The sequence below is a fragment of the Bradyrhizobium sp. AS23.2 genome (assembly GCF_001908185.1).
Taxonomy (GTDB): domain Bacteria; phylum Pseudomonadota; class Alphaproteobacteria; order Rhizobiales; family Xanthobacteraceae; genus Bradyrhizobium.
This window is the reverse complement of record NZ_LGHM01000084.1, coordinates 1-22,961: the sequence shown is the minus strand read 5'-3', so window position 1 is coordinate 22,961 and position 22,961 is coordinate 1. Positions and strand designations below refer to the sequence as shown.

General features: G+C 64.5%; 18 protein-coding genes. 11 read left to right on the top strand and 7 right to left on the bottom strand.

What is annotated here, in order from left to right:
- Positions 1 to 85: 85 nt before the first annotated feature.
- The 4 genes from aspT (AC630_RS18710) to AC630_RS18695 all read left to right on the top strand — a co-directional run bounded on the left by aspT (AC630_RS18710) (position 86) and on the right by AC630_RS18695 (position 5,166).
- Positions 86 to 1,777: an aspartate-alanine antiporter gene (gene aspT / locus AC630_RS18710; protein ID WP_074119964.1), complete on the top strand. Its 1,692-nt coding sequence runs from the start codon at positions 86 to 88 to the stop codon at positions 1,775 to 1,777.
- A 16-nt stretch (positions 1,778 to 1,793) separates the two neighbouring features.
- Positions 1,794 to 3,488 (top strand): aspartate-alanine antiporter, encoded by a 1,695-nt coding sequence (aspT, locus tag AC630_RS18705; protein ID WP_074119963.1) that lies wholly within the window; start codon positions 1,794 to 1,796, stop codon positions 3,486 to 3,488.
- A 336-nt stretch (positions 3,489 to 3,824) separates the two neighbouring features.
- A complete protein-coding gene (locus AC630_RS18700; RefSeq protein ID WP_208867028.1) occupies positions 3,825 to 4,802 on the top strand; it encodes a lytic transglycosylase domain-containing protein in 978 nt (325 codons plus the stop codon).
- A 106-nt stretch (positions 4,803 to 4,908) separates the two neighbouring features.
- Positions 4,909 to 5,166, top strand: a complete 258-nt coding sequence (locus AC630_RS18695) for a hypothetical protein (RefSeq protein ID WP_074119961.1) — start codon at positions 4,909 to 4,911, stop codon at positions 5,164 to 5,166.
- Between the two features lie 339 nt (positions 5,167 to 5,505).
- Here AC630_RS18695 and AC630_RS18690 read toward each other — a convergent pair whose 3' ends face one another.
- From AC630_RS18690 to AC630_RS18665, 6 genes are all read right to left on the bottom strand, one after another.
- Positions 5,506 to 7,893, bottom strand: a complete 2,388-nt coding sequence (locus AC630_RS18690; RefSeq protein ID WP_074119960.1) for a TonB-dependent receptor — start codon at positions 7,891 to 7,893, stop codon at positions 5,506 to 5,508.
- A 148-nt stretch (positions 7,894 to 8,041) separates the two neighbouring features.
- The gene (locus tag AC630_RS18685) at positions 8,042 to 8,446 is read right to left on the bottom strand and encodes a DUF2946 domain-containing protein (RefSeq protein ID WP_074119959.1); all 405 of its coding nucleotides are present in this window, start codon (positions 8,444 to 8,446) and stop codon (positions 8,042 to 8,044) included.
- Positions 8,447 to 8,686: 240 nt separating this feature from the next.
- Complete coding sequence (locus tag AC630_RS18680; RefSeq protein WP_074119958.1) at positions 8,687 to 10,750, bottom strand: hypothetical protein; 2,064 nt, start codon at positions 10,748 to 10,750, stop codon at positions 8,687 to 8,689.
- Positions 10,751 to 10,757: 7 nt separating this feature from the next.
- Positions 10,758 to 13,571, bottom strand: coding sequence for a DUF4159 domain-containing protein (locus AC630_RS18675; protein ID WP_074119957.1), 2,814 nt, complete (start codon positions 13,569 to 13,571; stop codon positions 10,758 to 10,760).
- Positions 13,568 to 14,512: a DUF58 domain-containing protein gene (locus AC630_RS18670; protein WP_074119956.1), complete on the bottom strand. Its 945-nt coding sequence runs from the start codon at positions 14,510 to 14,512 to the stop codon at positions 13,568 to 13,570. Before AC630_RS18670 ends, AC630_RS18675 begins: the two co-directional genes overlap by 4 nt.
- Positions 14,512 to 15,510, bottom strand: a complete 999-nt coding sequence (locus AC630_RS18665) for an AAA family ATPase (RefSeq protein WP_074119955.1) — start codon at positions 15,508 to 15,510, stop codon at positions 14,512 to 14,514. Before AC630_RS18665 ends, AC630_RS18670 begins: the two co-directional genes overlap by 1 nt.
- Before the next feature lie 276 nt (positions 15,511 to 15,786).
- On the opposite strand from AC630_RS18665, the gene AC630_RS18660 reads away from it, so the two are divergent.
- Genes AC630_RS18660 through AC630_RS18645 form a run of 4 tightly spaced genes read left to right on the top strand, consistent with a single transcriptional unit; the run spans position 15,787 to position 18,593 of the window.
- Positions 15,787 to 16,398, top strand: a complete 612-nt coding sequence (locus AC630_RS18660; protein WP_074119954.1) for a DUF1285 domain-containing protein — start codon at positions 15,787 to 15,789, stop codon at positions 16,396 to 16,398.
- Positions 16,395 to 17,066 (top strand): CoA pyrophosphatase, encoded by a 672-nt coding sequence (locus AC630_RS18655; protein ID WP_074119953.1) that lies wholly within the window; start codon positions 16,395 to 16,397, stop codon positions 17,064 to 17,066. Before AC630_RS18660 ends, AC630_RS18655 begins: the two co-directional genes overlap by 4 nt.
- Complete coding sequence (locus AC630_RS18650; protein WP_074119952.1) at positions 17,063 to 17,326, top strand: DUF6111 family protein; 264 nt, start codon at positions 17,063 to 17,065, stop codon at positions 17,324 to 17,326. The genes AC630_RS18655 and AC630_RS18650 overlap by 4 nt, the downstream gene beginning before the upstream one ends.
- A gap of 10 nt (positions 17,327 to 17,336) precedes the next feature.
- Positions 17,337 to 18,593: a CCA tRNA nucleotidyltransferase gene (locus AC630_RS18645; protein WP_074119951.1), complete on the top strand. Its 1,257-nt coding sequence runs from the start codon at positions 17,337 to 17,339 to the stop codon at positions 18,591 to 18,593.
- A gap of 116 nt (positions 18,594 to 18,709) precedes the next feature.
- Here the strand turns inward: AC630_RS18645 and AC630_RS18640 are convergent, their stop codons facing one another.
- Entirely contained in the window at positions 18,710 to 19,609 is a 900-nt protein-coding gene (locus tag AC630_RS18640) for an AraC family transcriptional regulator (protein ID WP_074119950.1), read from the bottom strand.
- A 385-nt stretch (positions 19,610 to 19,994) separates the two neighbouring features.
- Between AC630_RS18640 and AC630_RS18635 the strand changes: the two genes are divergently transcribed.
- The 3 genes from AC630_RS18635 to AC630_RS18625 form a co-directional block, all read left to right on the top strand.
- Positions 19,995 to 20,870 (top strand): outer membrane protein, encoded by an 876-nt coding sequence (locus AC630_RS18635; protein WP_167561237.1) that lies wholly within the window; start codon positions 19,995 to 19,997, stop codon positions 20,868 to 20,870.
- A gap of 176 nt (positions 20,871 to 21,046) precedes the next feature.
- Positions 21,047 to 21,817 (top strand): sulfite exporter TauE/SafE family protein, encoded by a 771-nt coding sequence (locus AC630_RS18630; protein WP_074119948.1) that lies wholly within the window; start codon positions 21,047 to 21,049, stop codon positions 21,815 to 21,817.
- A gap of 348 nt (positions 21,818 to 22,165) precedes the next feature.
- On the top strand, positions 22,166 to 22,961 hold a 796-nt coding region (locus AC630_RS18625; RefSeq protein WP_208867027.1), incomplete at its 3' end, for an ABC transporter substrate-binding protein.

Below are 22,961 nucleotides of genomic sequence, written 5' to 3'. Positions count from 1 at the left end.
CTTTAGCGCTGTCGTCGGATCTTCGATCCGCGACGTCGCGCCGGAGCGAGCGGGCGCGCGCCGACGGCATGAACGGGGTGACATCATGATCGACTGGTTCTTTCAGACGCTCAAGAGCTATCCGGAAATTGCGATCTTCCTATCCTTGGCCCTGGGCTACTACTTCGGCTCCTTCACCTACAAAGGCCTGGGGCTCGGGGCCGTCACCGCGACGTTGATCGCCGCTGTTATCATCGGCCAGATCGGAATCACGGTTACAGGTCCGCTCAAGCCGTTCTTCTTCCTGATGTTCCTGTTTGCCATCGGCTACGGCGTCGGGCCGCAATTCGTGCGCGGCATCGCGCACGACGGTATTCCCCAGGCGATTTTCGCTGCCGTTGTGTGCGTGTTCTGCCTCCTCGCCCCGTATGTCGCGGCGAAGATTGCCGGTTACGATGTCGGTTCGTCCGCCGGACTTTATGCCGGTTCGCAGACGATTTCGGCGTCCATGGGTCTGGCGACCGATGCCATCAATCGCCTCGGGCTCTCGCCGGAAGAAACCAAGAAGATCCTCGACGGCATGCCCGTCGCCTACGCGGTCACCTATATTTTTGGCACCGTCGGATCCGCGATCGTCCTTGCTCTCTTTGGCCCGGCCCTGCTCGGCATCGATCTCGAAGCCGCGTGCAAGAGATATGAGGAGGAGCACGGCGGCAAGAAGCAGTTGGGCGGTCCCGGCACCGCGTGGCACCAGTTCGACGTCCGTGCATTCCGCGTTCGCGAGCGCGGCCCGGCGGTCGGGAAAACGGTGCAGGAGGCCGAGACGCTGGTTCCCGATCAGCGGGTGTTCATTCTGCGGTTACGGCAGGACGGGAGGATCATCGATGCCATGGCCGATGCCGTGATTCATGCGGGTGATGTCGTGGCCGTGGCAGGCCGGCGCGACGTACTCGTCCAGCTGATTGGCGAACAGGCGGAGGAAGTCGACGATCGCGAACTGCTTGCCATGCCGATCGAAGGCGTCGATGTCTACGTGACCAGCAAGGACGTCGACGGCAAGACCCTGGAGGAGGTGGCGAAGAGCCCTGCATCGCGCGGCGTGTTCCTGCGGAAGATCACAAGGGGCGCGATCGCGGTCGAGATCCCCATCCTTCCCAACACCAAGCTGAATCGGGGCGACATCGTCACCATCGTTGGACGCACGCCCGATGTCGCGGCCGCGACGAAGATGCTTGGCCGGCCGGATCGGGCAACCGACGTCGCCGACGTTGCCTTCATCGGTGCCGCCATCGCTATCGGCGCGCTGGTCGGGGCGATCGTCTACAAGATCGGCAGCGTGCCTCTCACGCTGTCCACCTCCGGCGGAGCGCTGATCTCGGGCCTGTTCTTCGGTTGGCTGCGGTCGGTGCGGCCGACCTTTGGCCGGATTCCCTCACCAACCGTCTGGTTCATGAATTCCGTCGGCCTGAACGTTTTCATTGCCATAGTTGGTATCTCGTCGGGGCCGGGCTTCGTTGCCGGCCTGAAGGCGCTGGGCATCGGGCTGTTCCTGTGGGGCGTCGTGGCGACGACCGTGCCGCTCATTCTCGCGATGTATGTCGGCAAATACGTGTTCCGCTTCCATGACGCCATCGTGCTCGGATGCTGTTCGGGCGCACGGACCACCACGGCCTCGCTCGGCATGATCAACGATCGAGCTAGGAGCCAGATTCCGGGGCTTGGCTATACTGTCACCTACGCGGTCGGAAACACACTGCTGACGATCTGGGGCATGGTGCTCGTCATGCTGATGACGTAGAGACCGGCTGCTTGAGATGCTGACCTGGCTGGAGCAGTTTCTCGTCCGTTATCCCGAGCTCGCGCTATTCCTGGTGATCGCCGCGGGCTACTGGATCGGAAGCTTCAAGATTGGCGCCTTCAGTCTTGGCCCGGTCACGGGCTCGTTGTTCGCCGGCCTGGTGGTCGGCGATTTCGCGCATGTGCCCGTTTCCAGCATGACCAAATCCTTCCTGTTTCTGCTGTTTCTGTTCGGAGTCGGCTATTCCGTCGGCCCGCAGTTCGTGCAGGCGATGAAGCGCGACGGGCTGAAACCGATGCTGCTCGCCGTCGTCGTCTGCCTCACCGGCCTTGCGGCCGCAATCGTCGTGGGGAGGATACTGGGGCTCGATCCCGGCCTTGCGGCGGGGCTGATGTCGGGGGCGCTCACTCAAAGCGCGGCGATGGGAACGGCGACCGACGCGATCAACGGCCTCTCGGTGCCCGAGGCACAGCGTGCCCTGTATGTCTCGCATATCGCGGTCGCTGATGCGGTCTGCTACATCTTCGGCTATGCGGGCGTGATCATGTGGTGCACGGTGATCGCACCGGCACTCCTGAAGATCGACCTGCGGAATGAGGCGCTCGAGCTCGAGCAGTCGCTGGGAATGACCCGCACCAAGCCGGGTCTGGCGTCCGCGTGGCGAAAATTCGAGCTGCGTGCCTATCGGCTGGACGAGCATTCCCCCCTTGCCGGGTCGACAGTCGCGGCCGCCGAAGCCCGCCTGCCGGAGCACCGCCTGTTCATCCACCGGATTCGTCGTGGAGAACGCATGCTCCAGGCGGAGCCCGACGCCGTCCTTGCGCCAGGGGATGTCATCACGATATCGGCGCCGCGCCAGATCATCGTGGAACTGATCGGCTCCCGCGCCGAGGAGGTCGAGGACATGGAGCTGCTCGACATTCCCTTGATCGCCGCTGACGTTTTCCTCATCAACGCCAAGCTCGCGGGCATGAACCTGCAGGACGCCTCTCAGCAGGACTGGACACGCGGCCTCTATTTGCGTTCGTGGAGCAGGGGCGGCCAGGAGCTTCCGATTGCTCCCGGCGTGGTTCTGCAGCGTGGTGACCTGCTGCGCATCGTCGGCCCCGAACCGGTCGTGGAGAACGCGGCGAAGAATATCGGTGTCATCGTTGCTCCCAGCACCAACATCGACTTCGTGGTGCTGGGGCTTGCCATCTTCTTCGGCGGCATCGTTGGCGTTCTCGTGAGTTTTCCTGTCGGCAGCATCAAGATCGCGCTGAGCACGAGCGTCGGCACGCTGCTTGCCGGGCTTCTGGTTGGCTACCTCCGCACGCTCAATCCGCGCTTCGGCCGGATTCCGGACGGCGCCATCAGCCTGATGACGTCACTCGGACTCGCCGCATTCGTCGGGCTCACCGGGATCCACGCCGGGCCGATCTTTCTCTCCTCCTTGCGGGAATCGGGCATCGGCCTGCTGCTCGGCGGCATGGTCGTGACCCTGCTCCCCCAGATTGTCGGATTTTGCTTCGGTCATTTCGTCTTGCGCATGAACCCAATCCTTCTGCTCGGCGGGTTGACCGGTGCGCAAACGGTAACGGCGGCCATGGCCGCTCTCCAGGAGCGATCGGGAAGCCCGGTGCCCGTGCTCGGCTATACGCCGGCGTATCCAGTCGCGAACATCCTGCTCACAACCTGGGGCTCTGTCATGGTTCTTGTGTTTGCGGCCTGAGCCGACGCAGCACGATCTATTGTTGGCAACGGAGATTCCGCGCTCCGCGGCAACGCGAAGAGCCGGCCATGGGTAATGTGTACTTCATCCTCCCTTAAGCTAGAGGCTGGAACTCGACAGGACGATGCCCGAAGGGCCACCCGCACGCCGCGCAAACTCGCATGCTCGATAGTCGGAACGCACTCCCTGTTTCGACGTTGTGCGTTGCAGACCCCCAACTCGACTTCCCTGAAGTCCCGATCTTGATCATCGGATTCCGGGGAAAACGCTGATCGTTCTGGGGCAGGATCTATGAGGTTGCCTTCCCACGTGCCCGGCCGGGCGAAAGCGATCGTCATGAGGTCTGACCTTGGTCAAGCTCCATCGCCTGGCGGCTTCGGCCGAGCTTCCGGCTTCCTGCTGAGACTACTGCTGTCCACGACTGTGGCAGCGATCGAGCTCCCTGCACTCGCATCGGACGCTGGTGATGATCCCCCTGCGGTGCATCAGCAGCTTTCTGCCGAAAATCCCAAACCAGAAGAAACGTCTCCGACGAAACGAAGTGACAAATCGGAGTCGGATGCTCCGTCCACGGCACCGGGCCTTTGTGAGGCGCTCGCTGCGGCTGCAACGACAAATGATCTGCCGGTCGATTTCTTGACTCGCCTGATCTGGCAGGAAAGTCACTTCAAGCCCGACGCGATCAGCCGGAAAGGTGCGCAGGGCATAGCTCAGTTCATGCCGGCGACCGCGAGGTTGAGCGGCCTTGAAGACCCATTCAATCCGCTGGAAGCGATTGCGAAGTCCGGCGAACTGTTGCACAGCCTTCGTCGTGCATTTGGAAATCTCGGCCTTGCGGCAGCCGCGTATAACGCCGGATCTGGACGTGTCCGCGATTGGCTTGGCGCCCGGCGGCCGCTTCCCTTGGAAACGCGGGCCTATGTGCGGCTTGTGACTGGTCGCTCCGTCGAAGAATGGGCCGGAAGCCAAACCGAACCGGTTGAGATGCCCTCGGTCGAAGTTATTCCGTGCAATCTACCAGCCATCATTCTGATGCAGCCCAAGCCGGATGCATCTCCTGAAACCGTCAAGCCATGGGGCGTGGAGGTGGTCGGCGGGCCGACTCCGGCCAAGGCGCTTGCCAGGTACCGTGAGTGGTTGCCGAAGTATGCGGCGATCGTTGCCGACCGCGAGCCTCACGTCGTTACACACGGAATCATTGGCCAGATGGGCGCCGTGCGGGTCCGGGTCGGCGAAGACACCCGGGCCGGAGCCGAAAAACTATGCGCGACCCTGAAGGCCGTCGGTACGTATTGTGACGTGCTGCGCAACTGAATGCGGAGCCGCTGAAGGGAACCGCCTCCATCCTGGCATCTGTCTTGCTGCAGTGTGTGCAACCCACCGCCCCGCAAGCGCGGCTGTTTCAGATTGAGGCGATCACATGCAACCAACGTCCCGTTTCGATGCGACTGCGTCCCTGCACCTCCACGCTCTCATTTCCGACCTGCGCTGGCGCGGTCGGATGCTCGAGGCTGATATCAAGGAGGAGGAACGTAAGGCCGGCAATGCCGATCCGGGCAGCGCGACCTATCCCATGCTTGCCGTGACGCTGCAGGCTCGCCTGGACAATCTGCGCGCCTCGATCGCCATGCTGGAGCGCCGGCTCGAAGATGCGCCCGGGATGACACGCGCGGCCTGAGCGGATTCGACGCGCTTTGCAAAGCGCCCCGAGCCGGAGGTGCAGGCGCACCGCCGGCCCTGGTTCGAAAGTGCCTGAGCTTGTCGCGACGGGCTAAAGCGCGATGAAATTGGGTTCAGTCGGCTGTCCGGGGCGTCACCTCTCCCCAGCGGGGAGAGGTCGGATTGCGCCTGGCGATGCAAAGCATCGTCCAGTGCAATCCGGGTGAGGGGCCGCAGCATTCGGTGAGGTCGTAACCCCTCACCCGGATCGCATCTTTCGATGCGCTCCGACCTCTCCCTGCGGGAGAGGTGATCCGAGTTCGCGGCTCGCGTCGATTCAACCAAAGCTCATCGCGCTCTAGAACTTGAAGTTCGCGAACGCCCGCACGCCAATGCCGGGCATCAGGACCTGGTCCTTGGTGTAGGACACCGAGTTGCGGATGCTCTGGTTGAGGAGATTGTTGCCGGTGATGCCGGCCATCATCTCGCGCGCACCGAACCAGTTGGGGTCGAGCTTGGTCTTGTAGCTCACCTCGGCCTTGAGCAGGTTGTAGCCGGGCGTCGGTGTCTCCGCGATCACGGCGACATTGTTCTGCGCGAAGGCGTGCAACAGGTTGACGCGCATCAGCCAGTTTTCGTCGCGCCAGAACACGCCGCCGCCCATCCGCAAGGGCGGAATGCGCGGCACGTTTGTGCCGTCGGTGAAGGTGGCACGAACCACATCGAGCTGGTTCTCGATGCCCCAGATGCCGCCGCGGAACGCGCCGATATCGAGCTGCGACTGGAACTCGCCGCCGCGGAAGATGGCATCACGCTGCGAATATCTCGCTTGCTGCAGCTCAAGCTGGTCCGGATTGGCGATGTCCACACAAGCCGCATTGTCGCACGTATTGCCGGTCAATCGGCGAAATATGAAGCCGTTGAACTTCGTGTAGTAGCCGGTGAGTTCGAATCGGAACGGCCCTGTCGCCCGCCGCAACCCGACCTCGATCGATTTCGCCGTTTCGATGCCGAGGTCTGGATTGCCGATGTCGAAGGTAGCGGTCGCGTCATGCGCTCCGCGCGAAAAGAGCTCTGCCGGTTTCGGCGCTCGTTCGACGTATTGACCGGTAATGCTGGCGACCAGACCCCACGGCAGATTCTGGAGCAGGCCAATGCTCGCACTTTTCGGCGTGAAGTTCAGATTCCGCGACGTGGTAGGACCAATACTGGCAGGGTCGATGTTAACGTCGAACACGGGAGGTATGAATGCCGGTGTTGTTCCGGAGAGATTGACATGCTCGATGCGTCCGGCAATCTGGGCCTTGGTGGTCTCGCTGAATTTCAGCTCGTTGAAGACGTAACCGGCGATCCTGTTGTTCTTGTTCGGATCCCACAATCCGTTGAGCGGGCTACCGGGATCGTCGGGGCTCGGTGCCGTCAGTTCCTGGTGGCCGGCCTGCACGCCAAAGGCGGTCGTCACCTCGGCGAAGCGCGCGTTGAACGGCATTAACTGCACCTCGGTGCGGATCTCCTGCTCCTTGTTGGTGAAGGTCTGCCGCACGCCGTCGCTGTTGAGGTCGGCGGGATCGGCAAGGCCGAGCTCGTTGTGCCGGTAGTCGGTCGCGCCGGCCCAGAAGCGGACGGCGTCGATCGCGGTGGCGTCGGGGTGGTACTCGCCCTTGACGTTGATCTTGGTCTGGTGGCCGTCGATCCGCGTGTCGTGGTCGGCGCCGTCGATGCCGGGGATGTGGTAGAGCGAGTCGTTCTGCGTGATCGCCGCGCCGATATAGCCGCCCTGGAAGAAGTAGGAGCCGCCGATCGATGCGCCGTCCGAAAGCGTCGCCGAATTGGGCTGGCGGCCGTTCACAGGCCGCGACGGATCGTTCAGATAAGGATAGCTCGGAATCAAATAGTCGGAGGTCGTGCGGCCATAGGCGTCGACGTGGAAGGCAAAGTTGCCGCCGCCGGTATCGAGCAGCACGCCACTTTCGACGCCGCGATCGACCGAGCTGAACGCAGTGCGCGTCTCGGCGGTGACGCAGGGCGAGGTCTCGGCGGTTGCGAGCGGAGCCTTGGTCGGCAGGCCGTAACTCTGGAACGATGGAGCGCAGGAAGGCAACGCATCCGGAATCCGGTTGTTGGTGGCACTGACGACGCCGCCGATCGAGGTCGAGCCGTAACGGAGCGCAGCCGGCCCGCGCACCACCTCGACCTGGTTGGTCGCGAGCGGGTCGATCGGGACGAAGTGATCCTCGCCGAGGTCGGAGGCACCGCCCCCATTGGTGCCGTTCTCGACGATGCCGACGCGGTTGACGTCGAGGCCGCGGATGACCGGTCGGCTGGAGGCGCCGGGCGCGAAGCTCGAGCCGGTGATGCCGGGCTTGGAGAACAAGAGATCGCCGAGTTGGCCGCCGCCCTCGCGGCGGATCTCGTCGTTAGGCACCACCGTGACGGTGGCGAACTGGTTGGTCACGATCGGCAGCACGCCCTGCTGAGGCGCGGCGGAGGCCGCGGCCGCCGGCGTGGCTTCGGCCGCACGTTCGCGGTTGCGTGCCCGCGCGCCGCGCGCGACACGGACTGGTTTGCGCGTGGGCACCACCGCTCTGCGCACGATGGGACTCGGGGCCGTCACGGTGACGGCCGGGATCTCGGTCGATGACTTATCCTGCGCCAACTCTTGGGCGAAGGCCGAGGTGGCGGCGGCGCCGAGCAGGAGCAGGCTGGCTCCGCCCAGACGCTGCGCGCGTCGCAATTCAAATGACATGTCCTGATTCCAGTCAGGCGCCGTCCGGAAGTTGTTTGTTGATCGGAGGCGGCCTGCCGTCGCGGCGCGACGGTTTCGACTTCAACTGCTCCCGGGCGATCGTCCGCGCCTTTGGCGCGGCGAACCGGGCGTGATCAAGCGTTGGAGGTCAGGACGCGGGAGGGGCGCGGGGCTGGAACGCCGTGCCGGCCGATTTCAGATGGATGAATTCGGCGTCGGTGGTGCGGTAGAGCAGCTCGATCGCCTGCGGCAGCTGCAGCAGAGGCGGCGTCGCGAACACGACCGTCCCCGCCATCGCGACGACGGCGCAGATCGCGCAATTGTCCTCGCCCGGCTGCTCCCGCTCCGGCCCCGCAGGCGATTGCTTCTGGACCGTTGCGCGGTCGGTTGCAGCAATGCTCTTGCTGGTGTCAGCCTGCTGGAGCGCGGATTGAGCGAGGGGGGCCGCCTGGGCGAACCAGTGGCTGTGGCCGAATGTCAGCGCGAACTGCACCAGCATCGCGAACAGCGCGAGCCGAGCGCCGTGCCTGATATTCGAGCGGAACCACTTCATCCGACGCACCCCGCATCGCGAGGCCCCAATTCCCGGCATCGCGATGTTATAATGTAACATCGCAGGAAGTATGAACGGATGTCAACCGCGGGCCGACCGGCCGGCGCGGGCAGCCGGTCCGATGTGTCGTTCCTGCAACTAGAGTGTTTTCGAGCGAAGTGGATACCGGTTCGCGTAAAGAAAACGCGTCAAAACTAGTATCTAGAGCCCCGTTCCGATTCCATCGGAACGGAAATGGCTCTAGCGGCCTTCGCGAACCCAGGTCGCGGCGAATGCGCCGAGCAGCAGCAGCAGGCCGATCAGGCCGGCGAAGATCGGCAGCACGCCGACGCCCTTCACGACGCTGGCGTCGCGCATCCTGACGCCCATCCAGCCGTCGCCATGGAAGACGCTGGTCGAGCGCGACGGCACGATGCGCGGCAGCTCGACGCTGGAACCGTTGACCACGCGCACGGCGTCGCCGCCGGTTGCCTGCGTCAGCGGCTTCAGGGTGTCGGTGGTCGAGGTGACTTCCGAAAACTCCTTCGGATTGGTCGGGCCGACATTGATCAACGCCTTCAGCGTGCCGTCGGTGGCCTGCCACAGGCCGAGCTCGTCCGCCGGCACTCTCGCGCGCCACTCGCCGGGGTCGCCGGGGCTGAGCGTCAGGTCATGCGACACGCCCGACGGCGAGGTCACGCTGACCGGCTGGACGCTGTCCGACATGGTCTGGCGCACCACCACGAGATCCTTGCCTTGCACCTGCAGGCGCAGCGCTTCCTCGTCGAGGTCGGGCTGCTTCATCAGCCAGTGCGACATCCGCCGCAACAGATCGAGATGCGGGCCGCCGCCCTCGTAGCCGCGCGCCCACAGCCAGATGTGGTCGGAGAGCAGCAGCGCGACGCGGCCTTCGCCGAAGCGCGACAGGAATAGCAGCGGCTTGCCGTCCACGCCCGTCATCACCGGCGGGTTGACGGCATTGCGGGTGTCGACGGTGCGGAAGAACCGGCTCCAATGCGGCGGCTCGCTCGCGGACCCTTCCAGCCCGCGTGTGACCGGGTGACGTTTGCCGATATCCGACAGATGCGCATAGAACGGCTTTTCGGTCACGCCGACGGGTTCTGCCGGCAGCACCGAATCCAGCGGCGTGCGCCAGATGCTGGTGTTGGATGCGTAGTCGGGACCGGCCGCGACCAGCACCGCACCGCCCGAGCGCACATAGCGCGCGATGTTGTCGAAATAGGCGATCGGCAGCACGCCCTGGCGGGCGTAGCGGTCGAAGATGATCAGCTGGAATTCGTTGATGTGCTGCTGGAACAGCTCGCGGGTCGGAAACGCGATCAGCGAGAGTTCGTTGATCGGCGTGCCGTCCTGCTTCTCCGGTGGACGCAGAATGGTGAAGTGAACGAGGTCGACGCTGGCGTCGGACTTCAAGAGGTTGCGCCAGGTGCGCTCGCCGGAATGCGGCTCGCCCGAGACCAGGAGCACGCGCAGCTTGTCGCGCACGCCGTCGATGGCGACGACGGCGCGGTTGTTCACCGGCGTCAGCTCTTTCTCCAGCGGCGAGGCCTCGATCTCGACGATGTTCGGGCCGGCATGCTTGATGTCGACGTCGACGCTTGCGGTCTGGCCGCTCGACAGCGTGCGCTCGTTGATGACTTCGCCGTCCCTGCGGATCGTGACCTTGGCGCGCTCGCCGGAGACGCCCTGGTCGTCGAGACGGTAGGTTATGGTCTGGGTCTGCCCGACGATGCCGAAGCGCGGCGCCGCCGTGATCGCGATGCGGCGGTCGCGCTCGCCCTTCTGCCCGGTGATGAGCGCATGCACCGGCGCCTGGAAGCCCAGCGCGGCGGCGTTGGCGGGGATGTCATGAACGCGGCCGTCGGTGATCAGGAATGCGCCGGCGACGCGGTCGACCGGCACGTCCGACAAAGCCGAGGCGAGGGCGCCGAACAGTCTTGTGCCGTCGGTTTCGCCATCGGCCTGTCCGGCGTCGACGACGCGGACCTCGAGCCCCTTGATCTTCTTCAGGTTGTCGACCAGCGCTTCCTGCGCCTGCGCGGCCTCACGGGTGCGATTGCCGAAATTCTGGCTCGGACTCTTGTCGACGACGACGGCGGCGACCGAGGTGAGGGGGTCGCGGTCCTCGCGGGTGAAGGAGGGATTGGCGAGCGCCAGCAGGAACAGCGCCAGCGCGGCGACGCGCACGGCAGCACCGCGCGAACGCGCAACCAGCAGCACGATCGCGGTGACGACGATCGCGGCGAGCGCGAGCCACAGGACGATCGCGGGAACAAGCGGCGTGAACGCAATGCCGTAATTCATGTCGATCCTATTGCCCGAGACGTTCGATCAGGGCCGGTGCGTGCACCTGGTCGGCCTTGTAGTTGCCGGTCAGCGTGTACATCACGATGTTGGCGCCGGCGCGGTAGGCGAACTCGCGCTGGCGGGTGTCGCCGCTGGTCACCGGCAGCATGTACTGGCCGTCGGCGCGCACGGCCCAGGCGCCGGCGAGGTCGTTCGAGCTGATGATGATCGGCGAGACGCCGTCGCCGCCGCGTGCCGGCCGCTGTGCGCTGTCGTCGTCTTCGTCGCGCGGCAAGGTCTCGACCCAGGTCTGGCCGGTGTTGAAGCGGCCGGGAAAGTCGCGCAGCAGGTAGAAGGTCTTGGTCAGCACGTGTTCGCGCGGCACCGGCTCGAGCTCGGGGACGTCGAGCGAGGACAGGATTTCGCGCAAGGCCTGCATGCCCGGCGTCTGCGAGGCGCGGTTCTCGCCGGGCGGCGCTTCGACCGCGTCGCGGGTGTCGAACAGCACGGTGCCGCCCTGCTTCATGTAGGCGTCGATCTTGTTGATGGCGTCCTGCGGTGGCTTAGGCGCGCCGGGCACGATCGGCCAGTAGATAAGCGGGAAGAAGGCGAGCTCGTCGCGCGCGGGATCGATGCCGACGGGATCGCCGGCCTCCAGCGCGGTGCGCTGCGCCAGGAACAGCGTCAGTCCGCTCATGCCGGCCTTGACGATGGAATCGACGTCGGCATTGCCGGTGATGACATAGGCGAGGCGGGTCTGCGACGTCGCCTTCATCGCGAATTCGTCCGCGGCGCTGTCGGCGCGCGAGGGCGTCGGCGAAAGCGGTGCGAGGCCTGCGAGCACGACGGCGAGGACGATCATTGCGGGCGCGGCGCGGCGGCGCAGCAGCGCGGCGATCCCGCCGCCGAGCAGTGCGACGATGATAGCGTCGACCAGGAACAGCGCGAGCGCCGTCGACAGCAGCCAGCCGCGCAGATCGCGCGGTTCGGCATTGGTGTAGGTCGCATGCCGGGCGCGCAGGCTCGCGGTGTTCAGTGCAGCGATGCGGTCAGCGGCGGCGAGCGTATTCACGGCAAGCGGTCCTTCTGCCGGACCATAGAAGCCCGGCGGATGATCGGGTGTGGCGCGGTCGCGATAATCCGCGGGCAGCGGCTTTGCGGTGGCCGGCGGCGGGCCAAAGGCGCCGAAGCCGTCGAGGATGTGCAGCGGCGCCACCGTCTCGGCGGTCGCTTCGGCGGCAACCCCGGCGCCGGGCTTGGCGGTGTAGCCGGACATGTCGACGACGCGCCTAAGCATTTCGACGAAGGTGCCCGACATCGGCAAATCCGACCAGCGCATGTCGGCGCTGACGTGGAACAGGCTGACCAGGCCCTTGCCGCGATGCTCGCCGGTCACCAGCGGCGTACCGTCTTCCAGCGATGCCCAGCTCTTGGTGGCGAGCACCGCGTCGGGCTCGGCCAGGACCTGGCGGCTCACAGTGACATCCTTGGGGACAGCGACGCCTGCAAACGGACCGTCGGCGGCGAAAGCGGCGAGATGCTGCGGCTTCTCCCAGGTCAGGCTGCCGCCGAGCGTGCGGCCGCCCTTGCGCAGCTTGACCGGCACGAGATCGTCTTCGGCCTGCGCCAGGCGGGGACCGGCGAACCGCACCAGCACGCCGCCCTGGTCGATCCAGGCATTGAGACGCTCGCGCAGCTCGGGCGCGATGGTGCCGACATCGGCAAGGATAATCATCGGCAGCTTCTGGTCGAGGAACTGGGTGATGCCCTGCTGCGGCGAAGCCTTGTCGGCGAGCCGCACATCGGCGAACGGCGCCAGCGCGCGGGTGAGATAGAAGGTCGGCGCCAGCAGCGGCTGCGCGGTCTCGCTGGTCGAGCCCGAGACGATGCCGATCGCGCGGCGGCGCCAGCGCTTGTCGAGCAGCTGCACCGCGCCGGCGGAGCGCTCGCCGCTGATCTCGAGCCGCGCGATGTCGTTGCGCAGCTCGACCGGCAGATCGAACGATGCTTCGGTTTCCTTATCCTGCGGGCCGAACGAATAACGCGCTTCTCCGATCGGCGAAGCCTTCTGGTCCAGCGCGCGCACGGTGCCGACGGCGATGCCGCTGTCGGTGCGCAGCACCTTCACCGTCATCTTGGCGGCGGCGTTCTCGGCCGCGACGAGTGCCAGGGGAGAGGAGGTGCCGCCCTCGAACACCGTCAGGCTCCGGTCGCCGATGGTCTTGCCAAGGGCTTGCACGAATTCCTCACCGCGGCCGGTGTCGACGCCGTCCGACAGCCAGGCGATCTCGCAATCGCCGGTGGCCTTGAGGAAGCGGTCGACCGCGGCGAGGGTTTCGACGCGCTCGATCGAATAGGCTTTTGGCGCAAGCTGCCGCAGCGCCACGCGCGCGGCGCCCGCCGGCATCAGGGTGATGTCGCGGCTGGGCTCGGACAGCGGTACCAGCGCGATCGCGCGGCGGTCGTTGTCGGCATTGGCGATCAGCTCGTCGGCCGCCCTGATCCTGACGTCCCAGTTCGATGCGGCGCTCCAGCCGTCGTCGAACATGATCAGCAGCGGCGCCTTGCTGCCGGCAAGCCCTGTCTGCGGATTCCAGATCGGGCCGGCGGCGGCGAAGATCACCAGTGCCGCGGCGAGCAGGCGCAATGCGGTCAGCCACCACGGCGTCCGCGAGGGCGTCTCTTCCCTTGGAGCGATGTCGAAAAGCAGGCGCGTCGGCGGAAATTCGATCCGGCGCGGCCGCGGCGGCATCACGCGGAGCAGCCACCACAGCACGGGGAGGCTGACGAGGCCGATCAGCAGCAGCGGTTCGGTGAAGGCGAGCGGCAGTCCCATCATGCGGCCGGCCCTGCCTTGATCGTCGTCGTGCGGGCGCCCGATTTGCTCACCTGCATGCCGGCATGCAGGAACAGCAGCAGCTCGGCGGCGGAGCGGTCGGTCGCATGGGTCGTGAACAGCCAGTCGAGCCTGGAGGTCTCGGCGCGGATCTGGTCACGGTGCAGCGCGAGCCGCGCCGTGTAGTCCTGCGCCCAGCTCTCGGCGCGGCCGGCGGTGATCACGCCGAACCCTTCCGGCTCGACGAACTCGACGCGGCCGGAATAAGGAAACGTCTCCTCGGCGGGATCGACGATCTGCACCATCGCGCCATGCGCGCCGGAGCCGGACAGGCCCGCGAGCGTCGCCCTGATCTCCGCGATCGGTGACCAGAAATCCGACAGCACGATCGTCTCGGCGAGCGCCGAGGGCACGAAGGACGGCGGCAGGCTCAGCCGCTCGGCATCGTCATGCAGCATCGCCTGCGCCATCTTGTCGATCACGCTGCGGCTCGCGGTCGGCGCCATCAGCCCGGGGACGCCGACGCGTTCGCCGCCCGACACCAGCAATTCGGCCAGCGCGAAGGCGACGATCAGCGTGCGCTCGAGCTTGGATTCGCGCGCGGTTTTCGAAGCGAAGGCCATCGAGGGCGAGCGGTCGGGCCAGATCCAGACCGTGTGCGCGGCCTCCCATTCCTGCTCGCGGACATAGAGATGGTCGTCGCGCGCCGAGCGGCGCCAGTCGACGTTCTGCGCCGGCTCGCCCGAGACAAAGCGGCGGTACTGCCAGAAACTTTCGCCGGAGCCGGCGCGGCGCCGGCCGTGCAGGCCGTGGATGACGTTGGCGGCGATGCGGCGGGCCTCGAGCACCAGGCGCGGCAGCGAAGCGGCGAGCGTACGGCTTTCGCCATCGGCACGTCGGATCGCAATGATCTCCTTCGCTGTGTGCCCGTTCTCTACGGCCATCAACCGATCCGTGTCTTCAACTGCCGGATCACCTCCGGAATCGTGCGGCCTTCGGCGCGTGCCTGGAAGGTCAGCGCCATGCGATGCTTCAGGATGGGCTCGGCGAGGTCGAGCACGTCGTCGATCGAGGGCGCCAGGCGTCCGTCGATCAGCGCGTGTGCGCGCACCGCGAGCATCAGGGATTGGCTGGCGCGCGGGCCCGGGCCCCAGGCGATGAACTTGCCGACTTCGCCGCTCTCCGGACCCGGACGGGCCGAACGCACCAGCGACAGGATTGCCTCAACCACGGAATCGCCGACCGGCAGGCGGCGGACCAGCCGCTGCGCAGTGATCAGCGCGTCCGCCGACATCGATCCCTTGGCCAGCGTCTCCTCGACGCCGGTGGTCTCGAACAGGATGCGGCGCTCGGCGTCGCGATCGGGATAGTCGACGTCGATCTCCATCAGGAAGCGGTCGAGCTGCGCTTCGGGCAGCGGATAGGTGCCTTCCTGCTCCAGCGGGTTCTGGGTCGCGAGCACGTGGAACGGCTTCGGCAGGTCGTGGCGTGCGCCGGCAACGGTGATGTGCTGCTCCTGCATCGCCTGGAGCAGAGCCGACTGCGTGCGCGGGCTGGCGCGGTTGATCTCGTCGGCCATCAGCAGCTGCGCGAACACCGGACCGGCAATGAAGCGGAAGGCACGCTTGCCCGCGGTGCTCTCGTCGAGCACTTCGGCGCCGAGAATGTCCGACGGCATCAGGTCGGGCGTGAACTGGATGCGTTTGGCATCCAGGCCCAGCGTGACGCCGAGCGTCTCGACCAGCTTGGTCTTGGCGAGGCCCGGCACGCCGATCAGGAGCGCATGGCCGCCGGAGAGGATGGTGACCAGCGTGTTCTCGATGACGCGGTCCTGGCCGAAGATGACGGACGCGATCGCGTCCTTCGCCGCGCGAACCTGGTTCGACACCTGCTCGGCCGAACGGACGATCCCGTCCTCGAGTTTCTCGACACTCTCCGCCATCCGTTAGCTCCTTCAGCCTGCCACGCGGCTTGCTTGCGTCGTCACGCCATCACGTCGTCAAGTCAACACATGGACCTATGACATGGGCCCTATGCTAGACTTGCACGAAGGCCATGTATTCGTTGAATTAAACTATCCCCACCTTATCGGCTTCGGGTTATGTACGGCATCACGAAGTGGCGACCTCCATACCGGGCTTTTCCGGGGTGGAACCGTACACCTAACTACAACGTAGACCTGCACCAACCGTGCCAAAGGACAAAGTCAGGGCAAACCATGGCGAACCAAGGGCAGAGCGCCGATCGAGGTCTCGAGGGACTGACGGCCGCCGCCAAAAGTGCAGCCAATGCCGAAGGCGCCAGGAAAGGGCTGCCTCCGGTGCATCTGTGGAATCCGCCGTTTTGCGGCGATCTCGACATCCGAATCGCCTCCGACGGTACTTGGTTCTACATGGGCACGCCAATCGGCCGTCACGCCTTGGTCCGCCTGTTCTCGACCATCCTGAAGCGCGAGGGCGACAAGCACTTCCTCGTCACCCCTGTGGAGAAGGTCGGCATTCGTGTCGACGACGCGCCCTTTATGGCGGTCGAGATGCTGAAGGACGGGGAGGGCAACCATCGCGTGCTGCGCTTCCGCACCAATGTCGACGACTGGGTCACCTGCGATGCCGCGCACCGGCTCCGGTTCGAGCAGGCAAAAGACGGCGGACTGACGCCTTATCTGCATGTCCGGGCCGATCTCTGGGCCAAGGTCACCCGCGCGCTCTATTACGATCTGGTTGACATGGGTGAGGAGCGGATGGTCGATGGCCAGCCGATGTTTGGCGTCGAGTCGGCCGGCGAATTCTTCGCCATGGCCGATGCGGAGCAGGTGAGGGCCGCGCTTTGAACAAGCCTATCCTGAAAAGCGATCCCGTCGCGGTCGGCGCGGCCGATTTTTTCGCCCGCTCCAGGGCGAGGCTTGGCTTCGACGTTCCGCCCGGCCTGTTTGATCCGAACATCATACCGGCCTCGGGCGATCCCGGCACCGACAAGATGCTCGAGATCGTCGCGCGCGAGCAGCCGGTGCGGCCGGCTGCGGTCCTGATCGCGGTGGTCGACCGTCCCGAGCCGACCATCCTGCTGACGCAGCGCTCGGCGCATCTCAACGACCACGCCGGCCAGATCGCCTTTCCCGGCGGCAAGATCGAGGTGACCGACTCCTCCCCGCTCGATGCGGCGCTGCGCGAGGCCGAGGAGGAAGTCGGGCTGTTGCGCGACTTCGTCGAGCCGATCGGCTATCTCGATCTCTACGGCACCGCCTTCGGCTTTCGCATCCTGCCGACGCTCGCCAAGGTTCGGCCCGGCTTCGAACTCACGATCAACCACTCCGAGGTTGATGATGCCTTCGAGGTGCCGCTATCCTTCCTGATGAACCCGGCCAACCATCAGATGCACAGCAAGGAATTCCGCGGCATGGAGCGGTTTTATTACGCGATGCCGTTCGCGGAGCGCTACATCTGGGGGGCGACGGCCGGAATGCTGCGTGTGCTTTATGAGCGGATCTATTCATCATGATCCGGCCGGTTCTGACCGAGATCGGAATCTTCCTCATCCCCTTTGCCGTCTATGCGCTGTTCCTGGCCGCCAGCCGTTCCGGCCTGTTCGCGCGATCCTCTTGGCCGATCTACCTCGTCGCTCGCCTCGTCCTGGCTGCGCTCGTTCTGGTGATCGCGGGCCTGATCGGGTTCGCGCATTTCTCCGGAGCTGCGCCGGATTCGACCTACGTTCCCGCCCATATCGAGAACGGCAAGCTCGTGCCGGGCGTGGAAAAATAGGGGCCGGACGATGAGCGCGCAGCCGTTACTCGCAGATGCGCCCTGGCTGACCTCAGGCGGGACCGCGCGCGTCCTGCAATTGCTCAACGCGGACGGCGAGGAGGCGCGGGTGGTCGGCGGCGCCGTGCGCAATGCGCTTCTCGATCTTGCGCCCGGAGACATCGACATCGCGACCACGGCCCTGCCGGAGGAGGTGATGCGGCGCGCCAAGAGCGCCGGCATCAAGAGCGTGCCGACCGGCGTCGACCACGGCACCGTCACGCTGGTCATCGACGGCCAGCCCTACGAAGTCACGACGCTGCGCGAGGACACCGAGACGTTCGGCCGCAAGGCCAAGGTCGCGTTCGGCCGCGATTGGGTGAAGGACGCCGAGCGGCGCGACTTCACCATGAACGGCTTGTCGGTCGATGCGGCCGGCATCGTCTACGACCATGTCGGCGGGATCGCAGACGCCGCCGCGCGGCGCGTGCGCTTCATCGGCGACGCCGACCAGCGCATCGCCGAGGATTATCTGCGAATCCTGCGCTTCTTCCGCATTCACGCCGCCTTCGGCGCCGGGATGCCCGACCGTGACGGCTATCTCGCCTGCATCCGGGGACGTGCGGGCCTTGCGAGCCTGTCGGCCGAGCGGGTTCGCATGGAAATGCTGAAGCTGCTGGTGGCCGGCGGTGCATCCGCAGCCGTGCTGGCAATGACCGAGGGCGGATTGCTGCAAGCGCTGATCGGCGGCGTTGCTTATACCGGGCCCCTCACGACGATGATCGCGATCGAGCGCGAGCTCGGCCTGCAGGCAAGTAGCACGCGGCGCCTGGCGGCGTTGACGGTTGCCGTGACCGAAGATGCCAAGCGCGTCGCCGCGCGCTTGAGGCTCTCCAATGCCGAAGTCAAGGCGCTGGATTCGATGGGGCACCGCTGGTGGCGGTTTGCCAACACGGACGAGGCCCATGCGCGGCGGCTTCTGTACCGTCTCGGTGTGGAGCGCTATCACGAGCGTGTGTTGCTGGCCTGGGCGCGGGCCGGCGGCGACGTCAGCTCTCTGCGATGGCGCCAGCTTGCCGGGTTGCCGCAGCGCTGGACCGCGCCGAAATTTCCGCTCAAGGCGGCCGACTTCATCGCGCGCGGAATGGCGGAAGGGCCCGCGCTCGGACATGTGTTGACGCTCGCCGAGGACGCTTGGCTCGCGGCGGATTTTCCACTGGAGGAAGCCGCGCTCGCTTCCATCGCCGATCAAGCTGCGGCACGCGTCAGCCGCGATCAGAAAACGTGACCATCGTCTCAGGCTTCGTCGACATCTCGATTTTTCAGCTCCTGCTGGTCGCGTTGATGGTTTTGTTTGCTAACTTGCGAGAAAACGTCGGGCCAGTGCCCGGCTGGAAAATCCAATCATGCATCGCTCTGGTTCGTTCCCATTCGATATTGCGTCGGTGAGCAGCCGAGGTGAACGCGGAAGCGGCGATTGAAGTAGGTCACTTCATTGAAGCCGCAGGCAAAGGCGATGTCACTCACCTTCGTGTCGTCGTAGCGAACGTCCGACAGCATTGCCCGCGCCTTCTGCAAGCGCAGTTCAAGTACGCGCTCGGAGAATGTCGCGCCGCTTTCGAGCAGCAAATCGCTCACATAGCGACGCGACAGATTGAGAGCATCCGCGATGGTCGTGATCGACAGAGACGGCTCGGCGAAGCGCTTCTCAATGATCGCGATCAGCTCGCGCTGCCGCGCGGCGCGCAAGCCGCGTTCCGCCGCAATCTCCGCGACTTCGCCGCGCGCGCCGAGCGCCAACACGATCAAGTCTCCGAGCATGGCCTTGGCGCGCCGCGTCAACTCCGGGTCTTCGTAGACTTCATCAGCTTCAAGGAGAAAATTGATGGTGCGCTCGAGATGCCTTACCGCCGGATTGGTCGGGTCAAGCAACATTGCCGAACGATTGTCGGCATGCGGAACAAGCTTCAGAACTTGCGCACGAGGTATGGATGCTAAATTCCACGCCGTGAGGCCATTCGTAAAGCTCGAAACCGGTTGGGCGATGTTGAAGGCGATGACACTTCCCTGCCTCAGCTCAAACCCCTGGTTTCCCGCCGTCCATAACTGCGGCTGGGGGCTGCGATAAAAGCCGACGAGAATATCGTCGCGATCATTGGCCACGTGCTTGCGTGTGCGCACGTAGTGCCCCGTGGTCGTGGCAAACCGGCTGACGCTCAACTCGCCAAGCAGAACATTCTTCGACGCGGTATAGAATGGCCTGTCCTCGGCGTGCTTCATGTCCGCATTGCCGAGCTGTTCCATCCATATGTCGTGCCACAGGCGGAATCGGGCCCTATCATTCAGGTGGGATGGAAGCTGGTCCGATGAAAACTCTATCTTCGGCATGTCTGTCCATGATCCTCGCGCGCCGGTTCCCATTCGTATCACAACCATTGCGCGAAGGGCATCCACCCGCCTTTCCACCGAAGTGACGCAAAAGCAGACCGCTGTGCATCCCAGGTCAAGTTCAGCGCCGGATAGGTCAAATCTGCCGCTGCCGAGCGTTGCGCCGAAACCACATTCGCCAGCGATCCCGTTGCCGTACCGTTTCGATCAACTCCAGCACCTTCGCGGACAAGACGACCTGAGCGCGACTCGGTAGTCATTCCGAAAGACGGACTTATTGGGTGTTTTAAGCATGAGAAGATTGATCGCTGCCGGTGCTGTCGTTTCAGGCATGATGCTGTCGCCAGCATTGGCTGCCGACCTGCCGGTGAAGGCAAAGCCGGTCCCCGTCTACAACTGGACCGGATGGTACGGTGGCGTGAATGCCGGCTACGGTTGGCAAGACAAGAGCGCGGCTTACACCGGCGATGTTGCTGCAGATCCGCTGATCGGTGCAGGCACCGTGTTTACCGACGCGCTGGCGATAGCTTCTTTGCAGGCGACCGAAGAAACGGCCGTGAACCATCCGGCCTATCGGCAATCTCTGCGCGCGTCCGGCTTCACCGGTGGCGGACAGATCGGCTACAACTGGCAGATCGAGCGCAGCTGGGTCACTGGTTTCGAAGCCGATCTGCAATACGCAAACGTGAAAGGCCGCGCGCTTTTCGAGGAACCCTCGACCGGCGGCACTCCTCTCTCGGCCGCCTCTTCCCATCAACTTGACTGGTTCGGCACCCTACGCGGCCGGATCGGCTACTTGTTGAGCGACCGCTTCCTCGCTTTCGGCACAGGCGGCCTCGCCTATGGTGGAACGAAGGGACAGGCTGCCATCTCGATCATTGGTCCGTTGGGCGGGACCGTCGACGCTGGATTCGTCACAAAGATTATCTGTCCCGGCTTCACGACCTGCCTCGCGGGCTCCTCGTCACAGACCTCGGTCGGCTGGACAGCCGGTGCCGGCCTTGAATATGCGGTGCTCCCGAACGTCACCATCAAGACCGAATACCTGCACATCGACCTTCGCGACCAGAACGTGAAGCTGACGGTGCAAAGCCCGGCGACCGGCAATGGCTTCGTCAATGTCAAGTTCAGCAACGCCTACGACATCGTTCGTATGGGGATGAACTTCCGGTTTTGACTCGCCCAGGGCGATCGAAAAACGGCGCTCCATCCGGCGACAGGCTGCTTGAAGGAATCCCGAGCAGAGCCGCTCGCCGAGGACGCTTGGCTTGCGGCGGATTTTCCACTAGAGGAAGCCACGCTCGCCTCCATCGCCGATCAAGCTGCGGCACGCGTCAGCCGCGATCAGAAAAATTGACCATCGTCTCAGGCTTCGCCGACATCTCGATCTTCCAGCTCCTGCTGGTCGCGTTGATGGCGTTGTTTGCTTCGATCATCGGTGGTCTCGCCGGCTACGGCACCGGAGCCTTGATGCCCCTGGTGCTGGTGCCGCTCGTCGGCGCCGAGCCCGTGGTGCCGATCATCGCGATCTCCGCGATCTTCACCAATCTCAGCCGCGCGATTGCCTATCTGCGCTATGCCGACCGCCGCCGGGCGCTGATCGTGCTCGCCTGCGCGGCGCTGACGACCGCGCTCGGCGCCTACGGCTACACGCGCCTCACCAATGCCGGCGCGGCGCTCGTGATCGGCACCATGCTGATCCTGAGCGTGCCGCTGCGCCGCGTGCTCCGCCGCCGCCAGGTCAAGATCGGGGACACCGGCCTGGCGGCAGGTTCGGTCGGCTACGGCGTGCTGGTCGGCGGCACGTCCGGCTCCGGCGTGATCCTGCTCTCGCTGCTGATGGCAGCGGGGCTCGAAGGCGCCGCGGTGATCGCGACCGATGCGATGATCTCGCTCGGCACCGGCCTGATCAAGATATCGGTGTTCGGCCTTGCCGGCGCCGTGACAGCTCAGGTGCTGGCCTTTGCGCTGTTGATCGGAGCCATCGCCATTCCCGGCGCGTTCCTCGCAAAGGCTTTCGTCGAGCGGATGCCGCTGCACATCCACACCGCGATCCTCGACGTTGCCGTGATCACCGGCGGCCTGGTGATGATCACGGCCGCGGCACGGCAGCTGATCATTTAGATGGCCCCGGCCCATTGGCATTCGCGCCTGGACCGCGGATCATCGTACTCCGAGCACAAACCGGAAGTCGCCAGGCCTAGCTGTCACCGGCGGCTTATGACCCTGGCTGTGTAAAAACGCGAAGGATCGAAACACGACTAGAATTGCATTCTTCAGTTGGTCGTCTAAGTTGAAGGCGCTTGCGGGCTTTCGCGCTGAATTGGTCTTGGACGAATAACTTCTTCTATCGCGCTCAAGTGTCTTGGCGTTTTCACACAGCCAAGACCCAAAGCGGAACTTATCTGAGGCGTCAAATAGACGGTTATAAGTTACAAGGAGTTTGATGCACGCCTCTAAACTGGAATCGGCATGTCACCTAATAGTCGTATATTGATCAACATGATCGGACTTCTCATTCTTGGTTACTCGACGTGCACGGCCGAAGCGAGGGCCGTTAAAGTCGGCGTCCTGAGTTATGCCAATGCGGAGCCGTATCGCGCGTTACTAGAGTCGGCGTTCAGCCAAGCGTCCAGAACCGGCAGCACTCACTACGAAGTGCAATTTAGGTCATCTTCGCTCGATCAACGCGAAGTCGAGACGATGGCTACTGAATTGGCACGAACACCGGTCGACGTGATTGTAGCATATCCGACGCCGGCCGCTGTGGCTGCGCGGTTGGCAACAAAGAGCATTCCAATAGTCATGATGGGCGTCGCGGATCCTGTCGGGACAGGGTTGGTCGCAAGTCTTTCCCGCCCTGGCGGAAACGTTACCGGGACCTCGGCGACTACCGACGAGAGTTCAGCAAAGACTCTTGAACTCGCCAGGGACATTTTAGGAGAGCTGGGCAGCGTCAGTGTACTGGCAAACAGGGATGATCCCTTCACGCCAACGTTTATTCGCCAGCTTGAGGCTGCGGCGAGAGTCTTGGGAGCGAAACTTTCCGTCATAACGATTGGTGAACCAATGGAGTTGGCGGGCGCCTTTGAATCGATGCACAACCTTGGCGAAAAGACAGTTGTGGTCCAGCCGACCTTGCCCCGGGATGCAACGGTCCAACTTGCCCTCAAATATAAAATGGGCGCCTTTTCTCCAACAGCGTCATTTGTCAGATCGGGCGGACTCGCATCCTACTCAGCAAAGCCCGAAGACATAGTCCGAAGAA

Excerpts from the sequence above, each read along its gene's own strand:
- aspT (WP_074119964.1), top strand. The coding sequence starts at position 86 with ATGATCGACTGGTTCTTTCAGACGCTCAAGAGCTATCCGGAAATTGCG.
- aspT (WP_074119963.1), top strand. The coding sequence starts at position 1,794 with ATGCTGACCTGGCTGGAGCAGTTTCTCGTCCGTTATCCCGAGCTCGCG.
- AC630_RS18700 (WP_208867028.1), top strand. The coding sequence starts at position 3,825 with ATGAGGTCTGACCTTGGTCAAGCTCCATCGCCTGGCGGCTTCGGCCGA.
- AC630_RS18695 (WP_074119961.1), top strand. The coding sequence starts at position 4,909 with ATGCAACCAACGTCCCGTTTCGATGCGACTGCGTCCCTGCACCTCCAC.
- AC630_RS18690 (WP_074119960.1), bottom strand. The coding sequence starts at position 7,893 with ATGTCATTTGAATTGCGACGCGCGCAGCGTCTGGGCGGAGCCAGCCTG.
- AC630_RS18685 (WP_074119959.1), bottom strand. The coding sequence starts at position 8,446 with ATGAAGTGGTTCCGCTCGAATATCAGGCACGGCGCTCGGCTCGCGCTG.
- AC630_RS18680 (WP_074119958.1), bottom strand. The coding sequence starts at position 10,750 with ATGAATTACGGCATTGCGTTCACGCCGCTTGTTCCCGCGATCGTCCTG.
- AC630_RS18675 (WP_074119957.1), bottom strand. The coding sequence starts at position 13,571 with ATGATGGGACTGCCGCTCGCCTTCACCGAACCGCTGCTGCTGATCGGC.
- AC630_RS18670 (WP_074119956.1), bottom strand. The coding sequence starts at position 14,512 with ATGGCCGTAGAGAACGGGCACACAGCGAAGGAGATCATTGCGATCCGA.
- AC630_RS18665 (WP_074119955.1), bottom strand. The coding sequence starts at position 15,510 with ATGGCGGAGAGTGTCGAGAAACTCGAGGACGGGATCGTCCGTTCGGCC.
- AC630_RS18660 (WP_074119954.1), top strand. The coding sequence starts at position 15,787 with ATGGCGAACCAAGGGCAGAGCGCCGATCGAGGTCTCGAGGGACTGACG.
- AC630_RS18650 (WP_074119952.1), top strand. The coding sequence starts at position 17,063 with ATGATCCGGCCGGTTCTGACCGAGATCGGAATCTTCCTCATCCCCTTT.
- AC630_RS18645 (WP_074119951.1), top strand. The coding sequence starts at position 17,337 with ATGAGCGCGCAGCCGTTACTCGCAGATGCGCCCTGGCTGACCTCAGGC.
- AC630_RS18640 (WP_074119950.1), bottom strand. The coding sequence starts at position 19,609 with ATGGAACAGCTCGGCAATGCGGACATGAAGCACGCCGAGGACAGGCCA.